The following is a 19,455-nucleotide window of genomic DNA, read 5'->3' on the forward strand; positions in this document are numbered from 1 at the left end:
GATGATTAGAAATTGATGATAAGGTCTATAATTTTGATACCCACGAAAGGCGTAACCAGTCCACCCAAACCGAAAATCAGCAGGTTGCGCAGCAATGCTTCGGAAGCTGACACAGGCTTGTAAGCCACGCCTTTGAGTGCAATCGGGATAAGCAACACAATGATAATCGCATTGAAAATAATGGCACTGAGAATGGCACTTTCGGGCGAACCCAAGTGCATGATATTGAGCGCGGAAAGCATTCCCACGCCGTTGGCTTTGGCGTACAGGGCAACGGAAATAGCGGGGATAATGGCGAAATATTTGGCCACATCATTGGCGATACTAAACGTAGTGAGTGCGCCTCTGGTCATCAGCAACTGTTTGCCGACTTCTACTACTTCGATGAGCTTGGTGGGGTTGCTGTCCAAATCTATCATGTTGCCAGCTTCGCGGGCGGCTTGCGTACCAGAATTCATGGCGATACCGACATCGGCTTGGGCAAGGGCGGGCGCGTCGTTAGTCCCGTCGCCAATCATGCCGACTAAACGGCCATTGGCTTGCTCGTCGCGGATGCGTTGCAATTTGTCTTCGGGTTTGGCCTCGGCCATAAAATCATCTACACCAGCTTCGGCGGCAATGGCGGCGGCTGTAAGCGGATTGTCGCCCGTAATCATGACGGTACGAATCCCCATTTGGCGCAATTCTGCAAAACGCTGTTTGATACCGCCTTTCACTACGTCTTTGAGATGCACCACGCCCAACACTTTGTTGCCTTGCGCCACTACCAAAGGCGTTGCGCCTTGTTGTGCCAATTGCAGAACGGCGGCGTTCACACTTTCGGGATATTGACCGCCAAGTCCTTGCACGAGTTGGCGAATGGCATCGGCTGCGCCTTTGCGGATAGAAATCGTTTCGTTTTTTTCATTCAAAAAATCCACGCCACTCATGCGCGTTTGCGCCGTGAATGGCACGAAAGTAAGGTTCATTTCTTGCACTTCGCGGCTGCGGATATTGAATTTTTCTTTCGCTAATACCACAATAGAACGGCCTTCGGGCGTTTCGTCGGAAAGTGAGGCAAGTTGCGCGGCGTTGGCCAACTCTTCCACCATAACGCCGTCGGCAGGCACAAAATTAGTGGCCATGCGGTTGCCCAGTGTGATAGTTCCTGTTTTGTCGAGCAAAAGCACGTCCACGTCGCCCGCCGCTTCGATGGCGCGGCCACTGGTAGCAATTACGTTTCTTTGCAAAAGTCTGTCCATGCCACTAATGCCAATGGCACTGAGCAGCCCGCCGATGGTCGTCGGGATTAGGCACACCAACAACGAAATCAGGACAGGAATCGACAAGTTTTGGTCGGCAGCCAAGCCCGACGCTTCGAGACTGTAGCCAAAGAATGCGGGCAACGTGGCCACCGTCAGCAGAAACACCAGCGACAAACCCGCCAACAAAATGGAAAGTGCAATTTCGTTGGGTGTTTTTTGGCGTTGTGCGCCTTCTACAAGCGAAATCATGCGGTCTATAAACGTGTTGCCTTGTTCGGCTGTAATGCGAATAACAATGCGGTCGCTAATTACTTTTGTGCCACCCGTTACCGCCGAGCGGTCGCCGCCACTTTCGCGCACCACTGGCGCAGACTCACCCGTAATGGCCGACTCGTCCACACTGGCAATGCCTTCTATCACCTCGCCATCCGACGGAATCACATCGCCCGTCTGACAAACTACCACATCGCCTTTTTTCAGGTCGGTGGCGGGCACTTCTATACGCGCCGTGCCTACGAGTTTGAAGGCTTTGGCTTGGGTTCGGCCACTGCGCAAGCTGTTGGCTTGTGCTTTGCCGCGCCCTTCGGCGACAGCTTCCGAAAAGTTGGCAAAAAGTACCGTTACCCATAGCCAAAAAGTTATTTGCAAATCAAAAGACGAGAGTTTGCCTTGTGCGATTTGAATAAAAACCAATACCGTCGTGAGCACAGCTCCCACCGCCACCAAAAAAATGACAGGGTTTTTGATGAGCGTTACGGGATTTAATTTGATAAAACTATCTTTAAGGGCTTGGCCAACAAGTTCTTTGTTAAACAAACCTACCTTTGATTTTGTAGCCATTTTCTGGAGAAAAAAGAATTAGAAAAGAATACCGTTGGAAAGAAGAAAGTGCTCGACAATAGCCGAAAGCGACAGGACAGGGAAAAATGTTAGCCCCCCGACGATGAGTATTACCCCGATGAGCAAGGCCACAAACAGACCGTTGTCGGTGCGGAAAGTGCCCGAAGAAAACGGCGTTGCTTTTTTGGCGGCTAAACTTCCCGCCACCGCCAAAAGCGGCACGATAATTCCAAAACGGCCTATGAGCATTCCCAAACCAAGCGTAAGGTTATAAAAAACCGTGTTGGCGTTGAGTCCTGCAAACGCGCTGCCGTTGTTGCCTGCCGCCGAGGTGTAAGCGTACAGAATTTCGGACAAACCGTGTGCGCCTGCATTGTTGAGACTGGACAATCCCATTTGAGACACAGCAGCCCACGCCCCAAAAATCAGAATAACGGTACTGGGTGCGAGAATGGCCACTATCGCCATTTTTACTTCAAAGGCTTCTATTTTTTTGCCTAAATATTCGGGACTTCTGCCCACCATCAGGCCAGCGATAAAAACCGTCAGGATTACGAAAACTAACATTCCGTACAGCCCCGCACCTACGCCACCAAAAATCACTTCGCCCAACATCATGTTTACCATCGCGACCATACCAGCCAACGGCGATAAACTGTCGTGCATGGCGTTTACGCTACCGTTAGAGGCGGCAGTCGTAACGGTTTCCCACAAAATACTGTTGGTAATGCCAAAGCGTGTTTCTTTCCCTTCCATCAATGCCGTATGGCCAAATACAGGATTAGCGGCGTATTCCGCACAAAGCGCGATACTCAAACCCACCACCAAAAGCACCATCATGGCACTGAAAAGCACCCAACCTTGTTTGAGCGAACCCACCATTTTACCATAGGTGTACGTGAGTGCCGCAGGAATGAGCAGAATGGCTAACATTTGTAAAAAATTGCTCAAAGGCGTGGGGTTCTCGAAAGGATGTGCGCCGTTGGCATTGAAAAAGCCGCCGCCGTTGGTGCCCAGTTGCTTAATGGCAATTTGGGACGCAGCCAAACCCATCGGAATTTGTTGGGCTTCTTGTTGTAACGTCGTGGCCGTTTGGTACGGTTGCAAGCTCTGTACAACGCCCTGACTTATCAAAAACAAAGCAAAAACTACGGACAAAGGCAGCAAAATATAAACGGTCGTTTTGGTGAGGTCTGCCCAAAAGTTGCCGATGTGCGGCGTTTGTTTGCGAGCCAAACCGCGCGTAAGAGCCAGCAAGACACTTACACCAGTGGCAGCACTCACAAAATTTTGTACGGTAAGCCCCAAGGCTTGCGTGGCGTAGCTCATGGTGGTTTCGCCTGCGTAGCCTTGCCAGTTGGTGTTGGTTACGAAGCTAATGGCAGTGTTTAGGGCAGAATGCCACGAAACGCCCGCCAAACCTTCGGGATTGAGCGGCAAAAATGCCTGCAACATTTGCAACAAAAACACAACGACCAAACCGACGGCATTAAAAGCCAACAAGCTAAACGTATAAGTTTTCCAGTCTTGTTCGTGCAGCGGCGCACCCGACAGGCGATAAATAAGGCGTTCGAGCCAGCCCAGCGGCTTGGACAACACGTGCGGTTTGCCCATAAAAACATTGGCCATAAAGCCACCCAAAAGCGGCGCGGATGCGGTCAGAATGGCCAGAAACAAAATGATTTGGATAATATCTAATGCGGTCATGGCAAAGAAATGTTTTAGAATTTTTCGGGTTTAATCAAGACATAGACGAGGTACACAAAGGCCATTAAAGCAATCACAGCCCCAATGCCATAGGCCAGCACAGAAGCCGACGCAGACAAAATCAGTAACATTTTCATAAAATTTGCATTGAACTTTCGTTAGATGATGGCGCAAAGGTATAGGCGCGGCCATAAGCAAATTATAAGGATTCGGGAAGGGAGTATAAAGATTTTATAAAGAAAATAAACGACTGAATGACAGACGAATATAGGTAATTTTGGGGAGAATACGGGATTGCCCAAAGCTTTCCCTTATTTTTGTGGTCTTGTTTTGTTATCAATCTAACAATATGCTTGCCGCCTCCACTCCCGCGCGTTATGCGCAACTGATTAAGCAAAAAGCCGCCGAACTGGGTTTTGATTTTTGTGGAATTTCCAAAGCTGAATTTTTGGAAGAAGAAGCCCCGCGCCTCGAAAACTGGCTCAATGCCCAAATGCACGGACAAATGCACTACATGGCGGGGCATTTCGACAAACGCCTTGATCCGCGCCTACTCGTGGACGGCGCAAAGTCGGTCGTGAGCCTGATGCTCAATTATTTTCCCGCCAAAGATTTGGCACAACCCGACAACTACAAAATTTCAAAATACGCCTATGGCACTGATTATCACTTTGTTATAAAAGACAAACTAAATTTGCTGCTCCAGCACTTACAAACCGAAATTGGGGAGGTAAATGGCCGTGCTTTCGTGGATTCGGCTCCCGTGATGGACAAGGCTTGGGCGGCGCGTAGCGGCTTGGGTTGGGTCGGAAAAAACAGTAATCTCATTCACAAAAAAGCGGGTAGTTTCTTTTTCATCGCCGAACTCATCCTTGATTTGGAACTGGAAACCGACGGCCCCGTCAAGGATTATTGCGGCACGTGTACGCGCTGCCTCGACGCGTGCCCCACGCAGGCCATCGTTGCGCCGTATCAGGTGGACGGCAGCCGCTGCATTTCGTATTTTACCATTGAGCTGAAAGAACAAATTCCTGCCAGCATGAAAGGCCAGTTTGAGGATTGGGCGTTTGGTTGCGATGTATGCCAAGACGTGTGCCCTTGGAACCGATTTTCACGACCGCACCGCACGCCAGCGTTTGGCCCTTCGCCCGAACTGGAACATTTCACGCGCCGCGACTGGGAGGAAATTACGCAAGAGACTTTCTCGAAAATCTTTAGCAAATCAGCCGTAAAGCGTACCAAACTCGCGGGTTTGCAACGGAATATCCAATTTCTCAAAAATGACGAATAAAGCCCGACCTTATTCGTGTAGTATTTGGCTTTGGCGTAGCAATGTTTTGGGCGAAAATCGTAGCGTATTGGCTCAAATTCGTAGCCTGAATCGAAAAGCATTGCTTTAGGCAAAGTAATATATTTTTTGCTTTTAAATAGATAGAATTTGAAAAGACAAAAATACATAAAAAACTAATAATCAACGACTTGTTTTTAAGAAAATGACATAAAAAAACTGTTCGATAATAACATTCTGTTAGACGATAAAATAAAAACATTGGTCGAAATTCTGTATTAGGCGGCGAGCCAGTAGGGTATCTTGCATTCAACAAAATCAATATCCAACTCTATACTTAATACAAACATGAAACCACTTAATCACCTCCTTGGGGTATCTATTTTCACCCTATTTTCGGCTACTGTCGCTTTTGGTCAAGGTAATATTGTTGTAGCCTCCTCCCCCGCCGCATCGCCTCTCAACCCCGACGGCAATACGTGGGCAAGTACTTGTAATTGCACGTTCACGACCAACGACGACGGCACGGTTTCCGAAATCCCCTTCAATCGTATTTATCAGTCGGCAGCCGAACCAAGCGGCGACCTTGCGGGCGGCGGCGCGTGCGGTACGACCGACATCGTGGACAATCCGAGCACAGGCCGCGACGCAAGTTATGTCTATTACAGCGACCCAAACGGCGTACCGAACTCAGGCGACGAATACGTGATTTATCGGCTCAGGGTGGCCAAAGACCCTGGCAATGCCAATTTTGGGTTTAGTGTACTGATAGATTCTGATGGCCTTATGGGACGTTTAGACCCTAATTATATTTCAGGCAACCCAGGGTTTGAACGCGAAATAAGGGTCGTAAATGGCGGCGCGAGCAAAGGCGTTTATGTGGACAATGTGGACGGCAGAACCACAGGCCTAAATCTTAAATTTTATACACTTACCAGCCATACGCAGCGCGTAAAAAGCTTATACACGGATGCCGCCTGCAATGTATCCAATGTTATTTTCTATGATTTTTATGTAATGCTTTCTGACTTAGGTCTTGCAGCTACTGCCCCGATTCGTTTGGTAACGGCCACTTCCGTCAACGGCTCTACGGCACTTTCGGCGGGAGCTTCCGACATCGGCGGCGTGAACGATAACCTCATGAACACTTACGGCGGCTCAGCTACGGCCAACATGGATTCGATGTTCACGACATTAGTCAAAACACAACCTGCCGTAACCTTCGGAACATTGCCTGTAAGTTTACTTTATTTCAAAGCCCAAACACAAAAAAATCAGACACAACTCGTTTGGGCGACAGCCTCTGAGCAGAACAACGATTATTTTAGCATAGAAAAAAGCGAAAACGGCAAGGATTTTACGGCCATCGGTACGGTACACGGCGCAGGCAACAGCCAAAAAATGTTGAACTATCAATACACTGACCATACGCCACTGTATCAGAAAACCTATTATCGCCTCAAGCAAGTAGATTTTGATGGTGCATCGAAATATTCGCCAATAGCCGTAATCGCCAACGGAAAAGACCTGACACGCAATCTGAGTGTTACGGTGAACAACAAAAATGTAGCAGATTTTGAGATTTCGGCGCAAGAAGATTTTAGCGAACTGCACATCATGGACATGTTGGGCAAAAACATCAAAGCACAACATTATTACAACAGCGAAAACGAACACTTACAAATCGTGTTGCCTGAAAATCATCGCTACAACCACAGTGTTTATATTATTTCTATTAATACAACACAAGGCATCTATTCGCGCAAAATCCGCCTCAACTAACACGTTATCAACAATATAATAACACCTAACGTCAATCCGTAGCCACTGAAAAGGTTATGGATTTTTTTGTGTTTTAAGAAAACAAAGCACACTACTCTATTTCGGCAAAATCATATTACAGCTTCAAACATTTATAACATAATACTGGCCGAGTGGTAACGGTCATTCGCCGAATATAAATTTAGGGAGTGTACAAAGGCAGTATCTTTGAATCAAATAAAACAACACTATTATAAACGCTAAAATATTACCGAAAATGAAAACCCTATACGCATACACCATCTTAGCTACTGCCCTATTTTTTTCTAACAACACCTTAGCTCTGGCACAAGCAGGAAAAATATTAGTAGCGTCTTCGCCTGCTGCTTCGCCCATGAATCCCAACGGCGACACTTGGGCAACGTCTTGCGCCTGCGCCTACGCAAGCAAAGACGACGGCACAGAATCAGAAATTCCTTTTACCAAAATATTTCAATTGACCGCCGAACCAAGTGGCGACCTTTCGGGCGGCGGCTCTTGTGGCACCACCGACATCATGGACAGCCCAAGCACGGGAGCAGATGCCAGCTACGTGTATTACAAAGACCCGAACGGCGTACCGAACTCAGGCGACGAATACGTAATTTATCGTTTGCGTGTAGGTAAAAACCCTGGTACAGCCAACTTCGGATTTAGCGTATTGATGGATACCGACGGCAAAATCGGGCGTGCTGATGCCAATTATATAGCAGGCAACCCAGGTTTTGAACGCGAAATCAGGGTCGTAAACGGAGGCGGAAGCAAAGGCGTTTATGTGGACAACATCGACGGCAGAACTTCGGGCATTAACCTAAAATCTTATTCGCTCACATCCAACACACAGCGTGTCAGTGCCTTATACACCACTTCGGGCTGCGGCACAACCGACGTAATTTTCTATGATTTTTACGTAATGCTCTCAGACATGGGCGTTTCTTCTACCGCCCCGATTCGTTTGGTAGGTGCAACTTCCGTAAATGGTTCTACGGTACTTTCGGCGGGAGCTTCGGACATTGGCGGCACAAACGACAACCTCATGTCCACGTTTGGCGGCTCGGCGGTAAGCAAACAAGATTCGATGTTCGTGCTCTTGGTAAAAGCCCAACCCGTCGTAACATTCGAAACGCTTCCCGTGAATCTGCTTTATTTCAAAGCTCAAACAAAAAGCAACCAAACACAATTGCTTTGGGCAACGGCTTCCGAGCAGAACAACGATTATTTTAGCATAGAAAAAAGCGAAAACGGCAAAGATTTTACGACTATCGGCACGGTACAAGGCGCAGGCAACAGCCAAAAAACATTGAGCTACGAATACACTGACCGCACGCCGCTGTATCAGAAAACATATTACCGCCTCAAACAAATAGACTTTGATGGCGCATTCAAATATTCGCCAACCGTGGCTGTAGCTGCCGACAAAGACATTATCCGCAACCTGAACGTTTCGGTAAACAACAAAAATGTAACAGATTTTGAGCTTTCGGCGGAAGAAGACTTCAGGGGTTTGCGTGTGTTGGATATGCTCGGCAGAGAAATTAATATTGGCCAAGACTACAACAACACCGACGGGTATTTGCAAATAACATTGCCTAACGACAGCCAACAACACCCGATTTATATTCTTTCGGTGAGCACCACACGCGGCACATATTCCCGCAAGATTCGCCTCAACTAACAAGATATTACCAGCTAAAAAACTACTAATACCTAACTTCAATCCGTAGCCCCTGAAAAGGTTACGGATTTTTTTGTTTTACCAAACCTGATACACAATCAGTCCCGCGTCGGGCGTGTGTAGTTCGATGCTGAAAGTATCGGCGGTGGCCTCGTTGAGGGTAGCTTGCCACCATGACCTAAAGCCTTGATTTTGAATCGCATATTTCAGATTTTGGGAAGAAAGGCGCGTTTGGGACGAAAGTGCGAACAACGATATTTGTTGCCCCACATACGAGCCAAACACCGAGGTTTGGGCGATGGGCGTAAAAACACCAAAGTCCGAAATCATTTGTACGCTTTGCACCAACGGCAAATATTCGAGCAGCAACGAAATGTTGCCGAGTGTGTGGTCTTCGCGCAGCCCCGTAGCTCCCGCAATGAGCAATTTGCGCCAACCTCGCGCCACACAAAACTGTACGGCTTTGGTCAGGTCGTTGGTTTCTTGGTCGGGGTTATGAAAAAGTCGGTCGTGCAAACGGGTTTTGAGCGTGTCGGAGAGGCTGTCTAAATCGCCAACGACCCAATCGGGCATTTTGCCGATGTCCAGCAAATGGCGTGTAGCTCCATCGCAGGCCACCAGCACGGGCGCGGTGTGCAGCAGGTCTTGAATTTGTTTGCGTTGGGGAAAAAGGCCGTCGGCCAAAATTAGCGCGTCAAAAGTTGCCGTAATATTCATTTGCCATTCATTTTGGCGCGAAATTATAAGAAGTTGTTGGGTAAATGAATTATGCAGCTACTAAAATATAGATTTTGGGAGACAAAAGGACAGGTAATTAATTAACCACAGCACCTCCACTTTTATAGAGGTGCTATTATGTTTTCCTACTTTTTTATTTGAATTTATTTAAAACGCTAATAAAATCCTTATCGTACAAATAATGACTCCAATCGGTATCTTTTTCAACAAATTCAACCTTAATTTCATTGTTTGATAGGCTCATAGCCAAGTATTTAAGCGCATTATTTTTATCGCCTCTTAAAGCATACAAACAAGAAAGATTATAAGAGCTTCCTCCATATTCTATCGCCTTTTCATACTCTGCTATGGCCTGACCATACAAATCTTCGGCCTCTTTGTCTGATTTACTTTGACCTAAATACCATAAAGCAGTGCCCAAATTATTAAAGGCATCATGATTGTCAGGTTTTAACGCTATCGCCTTGTCATACTTTGTGATGGACTGGCGATACAAATCTTCTGCCTCTTTGCCTGATTTACTTTGACCTAAATACCCTAAAGCATTGCCCAAATTAATAAAAGCTTCATGATAGTCGGGTTTTAACGCTATCGCCTTTTTATAGTTTGTGATGGCCTGACGATACAAATCTTCAGCCTCTTTGCCTGATTTACTTTTACCTAAATATGCCAAAGCAACGCCCAAATTATTAAAGGCTTCATGAAAATCAGGTTTTAACGCTATAGCATTTTCAATCTTTGCTATGGCCTGACGATACAAATCTTTGGCCTCTTTGCCTGATTTACTTTTACCTAAATCCCCTAAAGCATTGCCCAAATTGTTAAAGGCTTCATGATTGTCAGGTTTTAACGTTATCGCATTTTCATACTTTGCTATGGCCTGACGATACAAGTCTTCGGCCTCTTTACCTGATTTGGTTTTACCTAAATTCCCTAAAGCAGAACCCAAATTGTTAAAAGCTTCATGATAGTCAGGTTTTAACTTTATCGCCTTTTCATACTGTGTGATGGCCTGACCATACAAGCCTTCGGCCTCTTTACCTGATTTACTTTTACCTAAATTTACTAAAGCATTGCCTAAATTATTAAAGGCTTCATGATAGTCTGGTTTTAACTTTATAGCTGATTTATATGCAGAAGAAGCATTTAAATATTCATTAGAAATACTAAATACTATACCTTTTGAGAAATACTTCAACGCTTCTATTTCCAAAAGTCTGTTTTTTTTAACAAGTTCTTCTTTAAGTGAGTGGTTACTTGGTTCAGCAAGTTTTTTTTCAGCTTCGGCAAGTTGTTCTTTGAGTTTTTTTACTTCATCAGTATCTTCTGCTTTAGCTTTTTCTTTTATGCTAATTAGCTCATCAATAATATTATCAATTTCAGAAAACGCTTTAATTTGGATTGGCGTAACAAAATTAAGGTTACTGTCTAATGTTTGATTCGTGATAATAAAATGCTTTTGGTTGTATTCCTTTTGTAAATTTTGCACTTCTTTAAAAATATTATTGATTTGGAAATCGCCCAAGCCAACTCCAATAAAAAGAATGCTTTTATTTAAAATAATATTTTTTAATACTAATAAAGAATGCTCTGCATCTCTTTCTTTATTTTCGTATAAATTTTCATAGTTGGTAGGAAACAAAACCATAGAGTCCGCATCCTCAGAACAACCATGTAATTTGAATAATAAAACAGAATCTTTATCCTTATGAGTTGTTAATTCATAATTTTTCCCTTTATACGCTTTATTTCTTCTTAATTGTGGCACAGCTTCTTCAAATGCCGTATCATAATTTGTCGTGATAATCTTGTTAGATAATTGAAATATTTTTTTATGTATCGCTAAAGTATTTTTATCACCTAATTCAAAAAAAGTCTTAACGAAGCTATATATTTCTTTTTTGGGAAGATTTTTGTCATGCTCAATTAAGTCAAGAACTTTTATTGGTTCATATCTTTTTATTAATGGCAACAAATGCTCTACTTCATATCCCTTAATTTTCAAGTGTTCTAATATACAAGTAACTAAATTAGCCCATCCTTTTAAAGGTTTATTCTTAGTGTTTGTAAGTTCATAAGACAATCCCGCTCCTACAAATATTACTAAGTCATTGTCTAATATAGCTTTTCTTAATTCTACTGGTATATTCATATAGATTGTTTTTTAGTCTGAAATACAATGCCTATACAAACGAATCTTATTGCATTTATTATCGTTTATACATTATTTCTGCAAAATCCAAAACCAAACAGAAAATTACAAACAATTTTATATTTTATTTCTTCGCATTTTCCGCCAATTTCAGGGTTTTACAGCTATAAGACGTTTCTCGAAAGCAAAAAAGGGTAACAAGCCCAGCACAAACACCAATTCACCAGCATTTCAATAACATTATTGTTTGTATATAAAATTTGCTTAGTTTTGATTTGGTTTATTGAAAGAAAAGCAAAAAATAGTTTGGCATGAAACAGCATAGCTTAATGATAGATTGTCCAGACCACAAGGGTTTGGTTCACCATATTACGGGGGTTCTTTTCGATTTGGGACTGAACGTAACCCAAAACGACGAGTTTGTCAGTGAAGATGGCCGCTTTTTCATGCGCACTGAGTTTGAAGGCGAAGTAAACGAAGAAATGCTCACCACCGAAATGCTCAAAGTACTGCCCGAACAAGACTCGCGTTTGCGCCTGAATCCGAAGAAAAACAAAAATATCGTTGTGTTGGCCACCAAAGAACACCATTGTTTGGCAGATTTGTTGGTGCGTTATTCCTTTGACGAACTGAATGCCAATATTTTGGCGGTGATTAGCAACTACAACCAACTACAAAGTTTGGTGAGTCGTTTCGGGATTCCGTTTCATTACATTTCCCACGACGACCAAACCCGCGAGCAACACGAAGAAGCCATTTTTCGCGCCATCGACATTTATCAGCCCGATTATTTGGTATTGGCCAAATATATGCGCGTACTTACGCCTGCTTTCGTGAACCGCTACCAACACCGCATCATCAACATACATCATTCGTTTTTGCCTGCTTTCGTGGGTGCCAATCCGTACAAACAAGCCTACGAACGCGGCGTAAAAATCATTGGTGCAACGGCGCATTTCGTGAACAACGATTTGGACGAAGGGCCGATTATTGCGCAGAGTATCAAGAATATAGACCACCGTTATTCGGCGAAAGACATGGCCGTAGCGGGGCGCGACATCGAAAAAATAGTGCTTTCGCAAGCCCTGCAACTCGTTTTTCAGGACAGGGTTTTTATCAACGGCAACCGCACAATTATTTTTTAAGAAATGGGTTTTGTTATTTTTAGACCATATAGGTTTTAGAAACCTATGTGGTTTGGCTTCAGACAAAAAGCAAAAAGGCCGAAAAAAGTAGCTGATTGTTACTTTCTTCGGCCTTTGTAGCCCGTACGGGAATCGAACCCGTGTTTCATCCGTGAAAGGGATGCGTCCTAACCCCTAGACGAACGGGCCTTTTTGAATTTGCTTTTAATTTTACTACCAAAATAAAAAGGTAATTTTGGTAGCCCGTACGGGAATCGAACCCGTGTTTCATCCGTGAAAGGGATGCGTCCTAACCCCTAGACGAACGGGCCTTTTTGAATTTGCTTTTATTTTACTACCAAAACAAAAAAGTAATTTTTGGTAGCCCGTACGGGAATCGAACCCGTGTTTCATCCGTGAAAGGGATGCGTCCTAACCCCTAGACGAACGGGCCTTGCTTTCAAAAGGCCTGCAAAAGTAGGTATATTATTTTACGATGCAAAAAATCCCGATATTTTTTTTACTTTTTTTTCAAGAAACGAATCTAAATGCCTTGTTTTGAGTATTCTAAAAAATAATAATTGTGTTATTGTAGGGAAGATTGTAAGTTTACAACCGATTCGTAGATTTACGTTTCTTGAAATTTCAACCCCCATTTTAACACAATGTCTAAAACAATTAAAATTGGTATCAACGGCTTTGGCCGTATCGGTCGCTTGGTTTTCCGCGCCGCAGTGAATCGCCCTGACATCGAAATCGTGGGCATTAACGACCTTATTGATGTGGATTACATGGCCTATATGCTTAAATATGACTCTACGCATGGCATATTTAAAGGTGAGGTTGCTATTGAAGACGGTAAGTTGGTGGTAAACGGCAAAGCTATCCGCGTAACTGCTGAAAAAGACCCTGCCAACCTTAAATGGAATGAAATCGGTGCTGACTATGTAGTAGAATCTACTGGTTTGTTCCTTACTCAAGAATCTGCTCAAAAACATATCCAAGCTGGTGCCAAAAAAGTGGTAATGTCTGCTCCTGCAAAAGACGACACCCCTACTTTCGTAATGGGCGTAAACCACAAGAAATTAACGGCTGACATGCACATCGTTTCTAACGCGTCATGTACAACCAACTGCTTGGCTCCTGTGGCTAAAGTATTGAACGACAACTTCGGTATTTTGGAAGGCTTGATGACAACGGTACACGCTGTTACGGCTACTCAAAAAACAGTTGATGGCCCTTCTGCTAAAGATTGGCGCGGTGGCCGTGGTGCTTACCAAAACATCATCCCTTCTTCGACGGGTGCTGCTAAAGCCGTAGGTTTGGTTATTCCTGAATTGAAAGGCAAACTTACTGGTATGTCGTTCCGCGTGCCTACGCCAGACGTATCGGTGGTGGATTTGACTTGCCGTTTGGTGAAGCCTGCTTCTTACGCTCAAATCAAAGAAGTAATGAAAGCTGCTTCTGAAGGCGAATTGAAAGGTATTTTGGGTTACACTGAAGATGCCGTAGTTTCTAACGACTTCTTGGGCGATGCTCGTACTTCTATCTTCGATGCTGACGCTGGTATTTCTTTGAACGAAAACTTCGTGAAAGTAGTAGCTTGGTACGACAACGAATGGGGTTACTCAAACAAATTGGTTGATTTGATTCAACACATCGCTACACTTTAATCCTTAAAGTTCAAGCGATTATTCATAAAAAAAGAGGTTTACCACTACGGCGAACCTCTTTTTTTATGAAGTTATTTTTCAAAAAATTAAACGCTAATAATCAATTTCTGGCCAGGTTTCAACGCCCCGCCTTTCAGGTTGTTTACGCGAATAATATCGCTTACCGAAACGCCTTCATAACGTCCCGCAATATTGGTGAGTGTGTCGCCCTGCTGCACTTTATACACACGCGCCGAGCTATACAAAATGCGTTTTTTGCCTTTCGCACCTTTGGCTTTGGCCAAAAACTGGCGCGATGATTTTGACTTTTTCCAGATAACAAGCATTTGGCCTGTCTTTACTTTTCCGTTGCGAATCACATTCCAACGCTTTATCTCTGAGGATTTTACTCCAAATTTAGAAGCAATTTTCGCTAAATTATCTTTGCGGCAAACTGTATAAAATATCTTGCGTGAATTGGGTGTGTCTTTGCGGGAAACGGGATTAGCCGCTTGCCACGCCAACCATTGTTTGTCGGCATCGGCAGCCAATGAATCACGCAAGGCTTCAAAATGGGTTATTTTTTCGGAAGGAATTTTGAGGGCAAATTCTGCCTGATGCGGTGTGGCATATTTACGCAAAGAAGGATTCAATAACTTAAGATGCTGTACAGAAACTTGCAACTGGTCGGCCAACGAATCTATATGCACAAAATGGCTCAGCTGGACGGTATCGAAAGGAATGTGTACCAACGTACTATCCGCATCGGGGAAAAGACTGTGTTCTTTGGCGTAATTCATGGTATAAACGACTGCCATAAATTGCGGCACATACGAACGCGTTTCGGCGGGCAGCTTGTCGTAAATATCCCAGAAATGATATTTGCCCGAACGTGCTTGCGCCTTGCGAATGTTGCCCGGCCCGCAATTGTAGGCGGCCAAAGCCAAATGCCAGTCGCCAAACTGATTGTACAAATAACGCAAATATTTACAAGCAGCTTCCGTGGACTTGTGAATATCCATGCGTTCATCTACAAAAATGCTTTGTTGTAAACTAAAATCGTAGCCAGTAGCGGGCATAAATTGCCACAAACCCACCGCTCCAGACCGCGACACCGCGCGAGGGTTAAGGCCAGACTCTACAATAGACAAATATTTTAGCTCATCAGGTAAACCATATTTGGCCAAACACGCCTCAAAAATCGGGAAATAATACGGCAAACGCTCCAACATGGTTTGGCTGTAATTGCGTTTGCGAACCGTGAAATAATGAATAAATCCGCCTACGGCCTTGTTGTACATCAGCGGAATTTTGGACTCAATGCAATGCAGGCGGTCGGCCAGCATTTCGCCCGTAGGAAATGGCAACAGCGGCATTTGGGCGGTAAGACTCGGAACAGAAATCGTATCTTTTTCCGTAATCGCCTCTATCACATCACCTTCGGGAACTGCCGAAAAAACAGCAGTGTCTTCTTCAACAGTGGTAGATTGTGCATAAGAAAGACCAACGCCCAAACCCCAACAACAAACAAGCAAAAGTAGATTTCTTTTCACCATAGCAAGCCGAAAATATCTAATCAGAACTAAACAGAAACAAGAGAATGAATGGTAGTAGCCTTAAAATTGTGGATTTATTCTCTAAAAACCAACGAGGTAAACACATTAGTAATCTGATATTTAAGTGCATTTTGATTGATATAAAAAAGAATTTATCCAAAAAAACACCAAATACACTACATTGCGAGTATCCACAATTCATTTTATATATAAAGCAACATACGCCAGGCTAAGCAAAGATAAGCTACTGAAAACCAAAGAAATATTCTCTACAAATTTCTTTTTACTTTCTCAATTTGATTACAAATAGTGCAAAATGCGTGGCCCAAAAACGGATTGAAAACTATGTAAGTATTTTTAGTAAGTAAATAAAAAAAACCGACTGAAAGGAACTAAAAGCCATTCAATCGGTTCATATTTTTATGAAATAAATAACACTATTACGATACAAAGACAGCTATTTACTGAATAGCTACTGTATGTGGATTTGAGTTGAGCAGAAAAAAGTAATGGTATCTTCTATAGGATTTTGATCTAATTGATTAAGAAATAATTTTTCTCCATTCATGATAACGTTCGGTTATTTTGCTCGATATTTTATCGAAATTTTCCCACGAATCCTTTACGTGATAGATCGTTGGGGCTTCGGCATTCACCAAAAGTGTCTCGTAATCCTTACGGAAAATCCCGCCGCCATAGTAATAGTAAGTAAACATATTACCTTCTTCCGTGAAAAGTTCGCTACCCAAGTGGCCGTCCCAAATTTCGCAAAGTACCGTACAAGTCAGTTCGCGGCGTTTGAAACGCATCATTTGTATTTCACATTCCTCCTCAAAAAATTCGCTATACAATTCGTTCTCGATAATCCAACCCATAAACATACCGATGTGCACGTACGCTTGTTCGATGGGTAGCGAATCAGGAAAATTACCTTTGAAGTGATATTTGGCCTTATCGTAAACAACTACTTGTGGTGAGTTTTTTTCTACGCTCATATTCGTAAATGTATTTAGTTGTAAGTCCAGCAGCCTATTGGGTATTGGTTTTGCGCCCATAATATATTGAGAAGAGAAGGGTTTAAAAATTTCTCTAAAGTTAGAGAATAGGCGAATAAATCGCAAATTCTTTACCCAATATTACACTTACAAACATTATCCCAACAAACCAAAGCAGTCCGAAGAAGTGAGATCAAATTGCTTTTGCGTGGCTTAAAATCAGATTTATATTAAATTTTTACTTAGTTTAATAAACAAATACTTACATTAGATTCTTGCTTATGGAATAATTTATACCACCCCAAGCCTTATTTTTTGTGTCAAATAGTTGGTAATATTATTTCTTTATTTGCTATTTAACAAATATTATCGTCATTTTTCTATAAAAATTAAATGTATCAAATTCAGGACATCACTCGTTTCTTGGAAAGCCTCGCCCCTCTTTCGCTGCAAGAATCTTACGACAATGCAGGACTTATCGTCGGGCAACCCAACCAAACCGTCACGGGCATACTCATTTGCTTGGATTGTACCGAAGAAGTCGTGCAAGAAGCCATCAAAACAAACTGTAATCTTATTGTGGCGCACCACCCCATCGTTTTCAAGGGGTTAAAACGCTTTAACGGCAACTCGTATGTAGAACGTACCGTGATGAAAGCCATCAAAAACGACATTGCTATTTACGCTGCACACACCAATCTGGATAATGTTTATAACGGTGTAAATCAACGTATTGCGCAACAACTGGATTTGCAAAATACGCGCATTCTTTCACCCAAAAAACAATTACTTCGCAAACTGACCGTATTTGTGCCAGCAACACACAGCCCTGCCCTACTCGATGCGCTACACGCTGCAGGCGCAGGTAACATCGGCAATTATTCGCATTGCAGTTTTGTAAGCGAAGGAACGGGAACGTTTTTGCCCAACGCGCAAGCCAACCCCAGCATCGGCAAAGTCAATGAACTGGAGCACGTAAGCGAACAAAAAATTGAAGTGATTTTGCCAGCCTTTGCCGAAAGTCGCGTATTGCAGGCCATGCGCACGGCGCACCCTTACGAAGAAGTAGCCTATTATTTACAATCACTTGAAAATCAGTGGCAAGAAGTTGGGTCGGGAATGGTTGGCGAATTGGCCGAACCACTTGCAGAAACAGATTTTTTGGCTTATTTGAAAGAAAAAATGCAGCTGGCCTGCGTGCGTCATACGCCTTTGCGTGGCAAAACGGTGCAGCGTGTGGCCCTGTGTGGCGGTTCGGGGATTTTCTTGCTGGGAGATGCGCTGCGAGCGCAAGCGGATGTTTTTGTAACTGCCGACGTAAAATATCATGAGTTTTTCGATGCCGAAGGCCGATTAATTATCGCCGACATTGGTCATTACGAAAGTGAAATTTTTACAAAAGATTTATTTTTGAAGATGTTGTCGGAAAAATTTAGTAATATCGCGCTCAATTTATCAAAAATTGTTACCAACCCGATAAATTATTATTAGATGGAAAGGACCGTAGCCCAAAAACTGGAATCTTTAATGAAGCTGCAAGCCATTGATTCGCAGTTAGATGAAATAAAAAAAGTACGTGGTGATTTGCCAGAAGAAGTTCGCGACTTAGAAGACGAAATCGCTGGTTATGAGACACGTATTAGCAAATTTACTGGCGAAAATGCGGTGTTCCAAGAGGAAATCTCTAAGAACAAAATAGCCATTAAAGATGCCGAGAAACTTATTAAAAAGTATCAGGAGCAACAGCAAAATGTTCGCAACAACCGCGAATTTGATGCTATCTCCAAAGAAATAGAAGTTACCAGCCTTGACATTCAGCTTTGTGAGAAGCGTATCCGTGAAGCTACCTTCAAAATCGAGCGTAAAAACGAAGACATCGAAGGTATCAAACGTCTTTTAGCCGAACGCAAAAAAGATTTGGATGCGAAAAAAGCAGAATTGGAAGTAATTATCGCAGAAAGCCAAGAAGAAGAAGACAAATTGATGGTTGTGCGCGACGAAGCTGCCACAGAAATCGAAGAACGTTTGTTATATTCTTACAACCGCGTGCGCTCAAACGCTCAAAACGGTTTGGCTGTCGTTGCTGTAAAACGTGATGCCTGCGGTGGTTGTTTCAACCGCGTTCCGCCTCAACGCCAAGCAGATATTCGCGAGAAAAAGAAAATTATCGTTTGCGAACACTGCGGACGTATTTTGGCCGAAGCCGAACAAGTAGCCGAACAAGAACCAGCACCACGTACACGCCGCTCTGCTGCGTCTGCTGAATAACAAGTTCAGGCTTTAACACATATTACCTAAAAGGTCGCTTAGAAGATTTTTCTAAGCGACCTTTTATTTTTTGCATTGTTTTTCTCCATTTTTTCAATTCCACCCCTTTTCTTTTGCCAAAGAATTAAGAAGAAGTTCCGCGTTTTAATTGATTTTTAATTACACCTTAATTCCATTTTAATTCTTAAAAAGCAAATAGAACCCACCTTTGCTATATCAAATAGCATTTAGACAAAATAGGTATTAAGTACGATGAAAACCACTATGAATTTTCCGATAAAAATATTTTCAACCATTGTTGTAAGTTAGTTTAGTTTGCTAATTTATCTAACAATGTTCTTATTATTGGTCAGGCAAATAAACCGCTATCGTCCATCAAATCAGTAGCATTACCTCAACATCTTATTCATAAAAAT

The 19,455-nt window shown here is 43.2% G+C and carries 14 protein-coding genes and 3 tRNA genes; 7 read left to right on the plus strand and 10 right to left on the minus strand.

Features of this window, described 5'->3' with window-relative positions; all coding sequences use genetic code 11:
• Positions 1–5: 5 nt before the first annotated feature.
• Genes kdpB through kdpF form a run of 3 tightly spaced genes read right to left on the minus strand, consistent with a single transcriptional unit; the run spans position 6 to position 3,928 of the window.
• A complete protein-coding gene (kdpB, locus tag BM090_RS02325; protein WP_091506659.1) occupies positions 6–2,084 on the minus strand; it encodes a potassium-transporting ATPase subunit KdpB in 2,079 nt (692 codons plus the stop codon).
• Positions 2,085–2,102: 18 nt separating this feature from the next.
• Positions 2,103–3,791: a potassium-transporting ATPase subunit KdpA gene (gene kdpA / locus BM090_RS02330; protein ID WP_091506662.1), complete on the minus strand. Its 1,689-nt coding sequence runs from the start codon at positions 3,789–3,791 to the stop codon at positions 2,103–2,105.
• Between the two features lie 14 nt (positions 3,792–3,805).
• The gene (gene kdpF / locus BM090_RS02335; protein WP_091506666.1) at positions 3,806–3,928 is read right to left on the minus strand and encodes a K(+)-transporting ATPase subunit F; all 123 of its coding nucleotides are present in this window, start codon (positions 3,926–3,928) and stop codon (positions 3,806–3,808) included.
• Positions 3,929–4,140: 212 nt separating this feature from the next.
• Here kdpF and queG point away from each other — a divergent pair, with 212 nt between their 5' ends.
• The 3 genes from queG to BM090_RS02355 all read left to right on the plus strand — a co-directional run bounded on the left by queG (position 4,141) and on the right by BM090_RS02355 (position 8,554).
• Positions 4,141–5,082, plus strand: coding sequence for a tRNA epoxyqueuosine(34) reductase QueG (gene queG, locus BM090_RS02340; RefSeq protein WP_091506669.1), 942 nt, complete (start codon positions 4,141–4,143; stop codon positions 5,080–5,082).
• A gap of 345 nt (positions 5,083–5,427) precedes the next feature.
• Entirely contained in the window at positions 5,428–6,861 is a 1,434-nt protein-coding gene (locus BM090_RS02345; RefSeq protein WP_091506673.1) for a hypothetical protein, read from the plus strand.
• A gap of 256 nt (positions 6,862–7,117) precedes the next feature.
• Positions 7,118–8,554: a hypothetical protein gene (locus BM090_RS02355; RefSeq protein WP_143083839.1), complete on the plus strand. Its 1,437-nt coding sequence runs from the start codon at positions 7,118–7,120 to the stop codon at positions 8,552–8,554.
• A gap of 78 nt (positions 8,555–8,632) precedes the next feature.
• Here the strand turns inward: BM090_RS02355 and BM090_RS02360 are convergent, their stop codons facing one another.
• Both BM090_RS02360 and BM090_RS02365 read right to left on the minus strand, forming a co-directional pair.
• Complete coding sequence (locus tag BM090_RS02360; RefSeq protein ID WP_091506683.1) at positions 8,633–9,271, minus strand: thiamine diphosphokinase; 639 nt, start codon at positions 9,269–9,271, stop codon at positions 8,633–8,635.
• A gap of 154 nt (positions 9,272–9,425) precedes the next feature.
• Positions 9,426–11,444 carry a tetratricopeptide repeat protein gene (locus BM090_RS02365; RefSeq protein ID WP_091506685.1) on the minus strand — a complete coding sequence of 673 codons (2,019 nt, stop codon included), beginning with the start codon at positions 11,442–11,444 and terminating at the stop codon, positions 9,426–9,428.
• 311 nt (positions 11,445–11,755) lie between these two features.
• Here BM090_RS02365 and purU point away from each other — a divergent pair, with 311 nt between their 5' ends.
• Positions 11,756–12,589, plus strand: coding sequence for a formyltetrahydrofolate deformylase (purU, locus tag BM090_RS02370; protein WP_091506688.1), 834 nt, complete (start codon positions 11,756–11,758; stop codon positions 12,587–12,589).
• A 117-nt stretch (positions 12,590–12,706) separates the two neighbouring features.
• Here the strand turns inward: purU and BM090_RS02375 are convergent.
• The 3 genes from BM090_RS02375 to BM090_RS02385 form a co-directional block, all read right to left on the minus strand.
• Positions 12,707–12,778, minus strand: a tRNA-Glu gene (locus tag BM090_RS02375).
• 47 nt (positions 12,779–12,825) lie between these two features.
• Positions 12,826–12,900: transfer RNA gene (locus BM090_RS02380), tRNA-Glu, on the minus strand.
• A 47-nt stretch (positions 12,901–12,947) separates the two neighbouring features.
• Positions 12,948–13,022 (minus strand) — tRNA-Glu (locus tag BM090_RS02385).
• A 211-nt stretch (positions 13,023–13,233) separates the two neighbouring features.
• Here BM090_RS02385 and gap point away from each other — a divergent pair.
• Positions 13,234–14,241, plus strand: coding sequence for a type I glyceraldehyde-3-phosphate dehydrogenase (gene gap / locus BM090_RS02390; protein ID WP_091506691.1), 1,008 nt, complete (start codon positions 13,234–13,236; stop codon positions 14,239–14,241).
• Between the two features lie 86 nt (positions 14,242–14,327).
• Here gap and BM090_RS02395 read toward each other — a convergent pair whose 3' ends face one another.
• Entirely contained in the window at positions 14,328–15,776 is a 1,449-nt protein-coding gene (locus tag BM090_RS02395) for a lytic transglycosylase domain-containing protein (RefSeq protein WP_091506695.1), read from the minus strand.
• A 542-nt stretch (positions 15,777–16,318) separates the two neighbouring features.
• Positions 16,319–16,771, minus strand: a complete 453-nt coding sequence (locus BM090_RS02400; protein ID WP_091507816.1) for a DUF7832 domain-containing protein — start codon at positions 16,769–16,771, stop codon at positions 16,319–16,321.
• 393 nt (positions 16,772–17,164) lie between these two features.
• On the opposite strand from BM090_RS02400, the gene BM090_RS02405 reads away from it, so the two are divergent.
• Positions 17,165–18,262, plus strand: a complete 1,098-nt coding sequence (locus tag BM090_RS02405) for a Nif3-like dinuclear metal center hexameric protein (protein WP_091506699.1) — start codon at positions 17,165–17,167, stop codon at positions 18,260–18,262.
• Positions 18,263–19,039 (plus strand): zinc ribbon domain-containing protein, encoded by a 777-nt coding sequence (locus BM090_RS02410; RefSeq protein WP_091506703.1) that lies wholly within the window; start codon positions 18,263–18,265, stop codon positions 19,037–19,039.
• Positions 19,040–19,455: the final 416 nt, after the last annotated feature.

Source organism: Flexibacter flexilis DSM 6793 (assembly GCF_900112255.1).
Lineage (GTDB): Bacteria > Bacteroidota > Bacteroidia > Cytophagales > Flexibacteraceae > Flexibacter > Flexibacter flexilis.